The 4,459-nt window shown below is 68.8% G+C and carries 3 protein-coding genes and 1 pseudogene; 2 read left to right on the forward strand and 2 right to left on the reverse strand.

The features are described 5' to 3' along the window. On the forward strand, positions 1-1,331 hold a 1,331-nt coding region (locus VGB60_RS03765; RefSeq protein ID WP_331036946.1), incomplete at its 5' end, for an ATP-grasp domain-containing protein. Between the two features lie 190 nt (positions 1,332-1,521). Further along, entirely contained in the window at positions 1,522-1,743 is a 222-nt protein-coding gene (locus VGB60_RS03770) for a hypothetical protein (protein ID WP_331036947.1), read from the forward strand. 90 nt (positions 1,744-1,833) lie between these two features. Here the strand turns inward: VGB60_RS03770 and VGB60_RS03775 are convergent, their stop codons facing one another. Both VGB60_RS03775 and VGB60_RS03780 read right to left on the reverse strand, forming a co-directional pair. Further along, positions 1,834-3,129 (reverse strand): dicarboxylate/amino acid:cation symporter, encoded by a 1,296-nt coding sequence (locus VGB60_RS03775; RefSeq protein ID WP_331036948.1) that lies wholly within the window; start codon positions 3,127-3,129, stop codon positions 1,834-1,836. Positions 3,130-3,645: 516 nt separating this feature from the next. After that, positions 3,646-4,459 (reverse strand): annotated as a pseudogene (locus tag VGB60_RS03780) (hypothetical protein); the annotation flags it as partial.

The raw sequence follows: 4,459 nt of genomic DNA on the forward strand, positions 1-4,459 counted from the left end.
AAACCCCGCTGAAGCTGGCGCACGCGCTGGAGCAGGCCGGCGTTCCCATCATGGGCACCACCCCTGACGCGATCGACCTGGCCGAGGACCGCGAGCGCTTCCAGGCCCTGCTCAACGACATCGGTCTCAAGCAGCCGGTCAACGGCATCGGCAAGACCGCCGACGACGTGCGCCGCATCGCCGACGAGGTCGGCTTCCCGGTGGTCCTGCGTCCTTCCTACGTCCTGGGCGGCCGCGGCATGCAGATCGTCCACGACCGCGAGCAACTCGACCGCTACGTCACCGAGGCGGTGCGAGTCTCCGGCGATAACCCGGTGTTGGTCGACCAGTACCTGAACAAGGCCACCGAGGTGGACGTCGACGCCCTGTGCGACGACGAGACGGTCTTCGTCGCCGGCGTGCTGGAGCATATCGAGGAGGCCGGGGTGCATTCGGGCGACAGCGCCTGCTCCATGCCGCCCTACTCCCTGTCGACCGAAACGGTCGCCGAGCTGAAGCGCCAGACAGAGGCCATGGCCCGGGCGCTGAAGGTGCGCGGCCTGATGAACGTGCAGTTCGCGATCGAGGAGCCGCACAGCGACGCGCCGCGCATCTTCGTGCTGGAGGTCAATCCGCGCGCCAGCCGCACGGCGCCCTTCGTCGCCAAGACCATCGGCCAGCCGATCGCATCCATCGCTGCCAAGGTCATGGCCGGCGTGCCGTTGAAATCCTTCGGACTGGCGGACAAGCCCTACGACCATATCGCGGTCAAGGAAGCCGTCTTCCCCTTCGCGCGCTTCGCCGGGGTCGACACCATCCTCGGTCCCGAGATGCGCTCAACCGGAGAGGTCATGGGTCTGGACTGGAAGCGCGACGGCGAGACCGACATGGCCCCCGCCTTCGCCCGCGCCTTCGCCAAGAGCCAGATCGGCGGCGGCACAATCCTGCCCGCATCCGGCTGCGCCTTCGTCAGCGTCAAGGACGGCGACAAGCCCTTCATCGTCGAGGCGGTGAAGACCCTGCTGGCCGAAGGTTTCTCCATCGTCGCCACCGGCGGGACGCACACGTTCCTCACCGAACAGGGCCTGCCGATCGGCCACGTGAAGAAGGTGCTGGAGGGCCGACCCAACATCGTCGATGCGATGAAGAACGGCGAGGTCCAGTTGGTCTTCAACACCACCGAGGGCAAGCAGGCCTTGCTGGACAGCTTCTCGCTGCGCCGCACCGCCCTGATGATGAAGATCCCCTACTACACGACGACCGCCGGAGCTTTGGCGGCGGCGCAGGCGATCGGCGCGATCAAGGCCGGGGAACTGGATGTGCGGCCGATTCAGGATTACGCGCACGGCTGACGGGCTGCATACCACCCCGACCCGATGGGCTGCTGTCGACCCATTGCGGACGTTCCAGACCGATGCCTAAATGGGCGGTATGGGCGTTCAGGGAAGCTGTCATTGCGGAAGCGTGCGGATAGAACTGCCAAGCCAGCCGGAGTGGGTTGCAGATTGTAACTGCTCTCTCTGTCGCCGACTCGCATGGCGCTTGGCTTATTTCGCGCCGGATCAGGTGCGCATCACAGGCGAGACGACAGCCTATGTCTGGGGCGACCGACTGATCGGCATCCACCACTGCCCGATCTGCGGCTGCGGAACTCACTGGCAGTCTCTCGGAAAAGACTTCGGCAAGATGGGGGTGAATGCACGCTTGCTTGACGATTTCGACGAAAGCGCCGCCGAGGTTAGAAAATTCGACAATGCGGATTAGGCTCGGCGCTCCTTTGCGTGAGGCTGACGCCTTGACGCGTGACGTCCGCTTTCCACCCATTCCAGACTATCCCCGCGTCCGCTCCGGCCCCTAAATCCCCGAAGCCGCCTCCGGGTCCGCTGTCGCATCCCGCCCCTCCACAATCCGCGCGGCCGCGAGGTCCGCCGTGACGTTGCCGATGGTGCGGAAGATGTCGGGGACGACCTCGACGGCCAGCAGCAGGGGCAGGACCTCGAGCGGCAGGCCCATGACGATGGCGATGGGCGCGATCGAGGCGAAGAAACTGACCTGTCCCGGAAGGCCCACGGTGCCGACGCTGACCGCCACCGCCGTGACCGAGCCGGCGATCAGCACGCCGGGGGTCAGCGGAATGCCGTACAGGTGGGCGACGTAGACGCAGACGGCGAGGTTGGCCACCGTCGAGGTGATGCGGAACACCGCCACCGCCAGCGGCAGGACCAGGCCCGCGGTCGCGGCGGAGACGCCTAGCCGGTCCCGGGCGCGCTCGACCATCACCGGCAGGCAGGCCAGCGAGGACTGGGTCGAGAAGGCCACCACCTGGGCCGGAGCGGCGGCGCGGGCGAAGCGGCTCAGGCTGACCCGGCCCCAGACCGTCGCCACGACATAGGTCAGCAGGATCAGGCCGATCAGGGCCAGCACCACGATGGCGATGTAGTGACCCAGCACGCCGGCCGCCCCCAGTCCGGCCCTCAGGCCGACGCCGAGCGACAGGGCGAAGACGCCGACGGGGGCGGCCAGCAGCACCCAGTGGACGATGACGATCATGGTCTCCGCCACGGCCTCGAAGAAGACGGTCATGGGCTGTCGCAGTCGCGCCGGCAGCCGGGTGGCTGCGAAGCCGAACACGATGGCGAAGACCACGATGCCGAGGATGGCGTCTTCGGCCGCGGCCCGGATCGGATTCGCGGGCGCCAGATTGGTCAGGAAGGCGGTCAACCCGCCGCCCCCGACGTTCTCGCGCACCGCGGCGTCGCCCGTGGCGCCCGACAACAGCAGCCGCGCACCGTCGGGATCGATGGGCCAGGCCGAGAGCAGCCCCAGGGACGCGAACACGCCGTAGACGGTGGCGCCGATCAGCAGCACCGCGAACACGATCACCGCCTTGAGCGCCAGTCGGCCGGTCGCCGCCGCGTCGGCGATGGAGGCGATGCCGGTGACCAGCAGCGAGAACACCAGCGGAATGATCGTCATGCGCAGGGCGTTCAGCCACAGCTGGCCCAGCCCCTCGACCACGCCCACCGTCCCCGTGCCGCCGGGAATGCCCCAGGCCTGCGCCGCCGCGCCGGCCAGTAGACCGGCGACGAGGGCGACGAGCACCCGCAGGCTGAGCGAAGACATCAGGGCGGCGGTGCGGGAGCGGGTCATGCCCGGAAGCTAGGAGCGACGGGCGGGTTTGACCATCCCATCCGATGGACCGCGATGGACGAAGCTTAACTCGACCCGGCTGGGCGCAAGTCCCACAACTGCGCTTCAACGAGGGGAGTTGGAATGCAACGAATGCGTACAGGCGTCGGGTTCTACGGTCTGGTGGTCCTGGCCGGATTCATCACCTTCTTGCTCCACGAGGCCGGCCACTGGCTGACGACGATCCTGCTCGGACACGAGGCCTTCTTCGGACTCAACAGCTCCGGCCCTCGCGCGGCGGTCAGCGCCGCCGACCACGCCGTCATCTCCGCCGCCGGTCCCCTGATCACCGTGGTTCAGGCGGCGATCGCCCTCTGGATGGTCCAGACGAGAGCGAGCCCGACGGCGTGGATTTTTCTCTTCTGGCCGGCGTTCATGCGGCTGATGGCCATGGGGATCAGCCTGTTCAACCCGAACGACGAGGCGCGGATCAGCGAATGGCTGGGATGGGGGCTCTGGACCTTGCCCGCGCTGGTCTCAATCGCGCTCGTCGTCCTGCTGGCGATCGGCAGCCGTCGTTTGCGCGTATCGTGGAAGACGCTGGCCCTCACCTGGGTCACCGCCTCGGCGGCGGTCTCCGCCATCGTGGGCCTGGACATGATCCTGAAAGCCTGAGCCGCCCAGTTCCGCCATCACCGCCTCCGCCGCCCGGTCGAGGGCGGCGTCCGTCAGCGCTTCGATCACGACCGCCGCCAGCGCCCGGCGCGCGCCCGACTGCTCCTGCCGAAGATAGGCGGGATCGTAGTGGTGGACGATCAACTCCGTCGCCAGGCGCTCAACATCGCCCGCCGCGGCGAGGTCGCGCCACTCGGCCACCGTCGCCTTGGAGATATGGCGCGGCAGGCTGTACAGAGCCTTGTCCAGCGCGGCCGGGTCGGCGGCGATCGCCGCGTAGTCGCGGACGGTGCGGGCGGTCCGCACGGGGACGGGTGAGTCGAGGCGGATCGTCGGCGCCGCCCTCATCGCCGCCCACAGCGACGGCGGGATGACGCGCGCGCCGATCTTGCTGCTCTCCGCCTCGACCAGCACCGGCCGGGCGGGGTCGAGACGGGAGAGGGCGTCGTGCAGGCGCGTCTCGAACCCCTTCTGGGACGGCTGGCCGCCGGGCACGGCGCCGAACAGCGAGCCCCGGTGCGCCGCCAGCGCCTCAAGATCCAGCGTCTGGCCGCCGCGCGCCGCGGCCGCCGCGAGCAGCGCGGTCTTGCCCGAGCCGGTCGGTCCGTCCAGCAGCACAAGCCGGTGCGGGATGGGGGCGTCGTACAGCGCCGCCTGCGCCTGCCGCCGCCAGGTC

The sequence above is a fragment of the Brevundimonas sp. genome (assembly GCF_036399195.1).
GTDB lineage: Bacteria > Pseudomonadota > Alphaproteobacteria > Caulobacterales > Caulobacteraceae > Brevundimonas.

Excerpts from the sequence above, each read along its gene's own strand:
- VGB60_RS03775 (WP_331036948.1), bottom strand. The coding sequence starts at position 3,129 with ATGACCCGCTCCCGCACCGCCGCCCTGATGTCTTCGCTCAGCCTGCGG.